The sequence below is a fragment of the Microbacterium sp. Kw_RZR3 genome, assembly GCF_029222405.1.
Classification (GTDB): Bacteria; Actinomycetota; Actinomycetes; order Actinomycetales; family Microbacteriaceae; genus Microbacterium.
In genome coordinates, this window is record NZ_JARHXC010000001.1 from 1 (window position 1) to 414 (window position 414).

The following is a 414-nucleotide window of genomic DNA, read 5'->3' on the forward strand; positions in this document are numbered from 1 at the left end:
AAAACCTTCTGCTGGTACTTCGCCGACGACGAGTACCTATCCACCGTCGCCACCTTGCGACCATCGATATACACATCATTGATTCCCGACGCCGACGTCTTCCTCGACACCCACGACACCGCCGGACCCGTAAACGTCAAAGACACCGCAACCGACGCCCCATACGCCGTCGCATTGCTCCCACCAGAATCGAACGACGACGAACCAGTCGACCAATTCGACCCCTCATACACAATCGCCGACGCATCGTTCTCCCACACACCCGCACCCACCGGATCCGGAGTCGGCTGCGCCTCGGGCACACCGACGATGAACGCATCCAGCGTCAACCCCGTGCCCGAAGCCGCCGCGTTCTTCTGACCCGTGTTGCGAACGGTGATCGTGTGCTTCCCATCCGACAGATCCGTGACCTCG

General features: G+C 60.9%; 1 protein-coding gene. It reads left to right on the top strand.

Annotated features, from left to right (window positions below; translation table 11 throughout):
• Nucleotides 1-360 (top strand): hypothetical protein (locus P2P98_RS00005; RefSeq protein WP_275795977.1); only part of this gene is annotated, 360 nt, incomplete at its 5' end.
• Nucleotides 361-414: the final 54 nt, after the last annotated feature.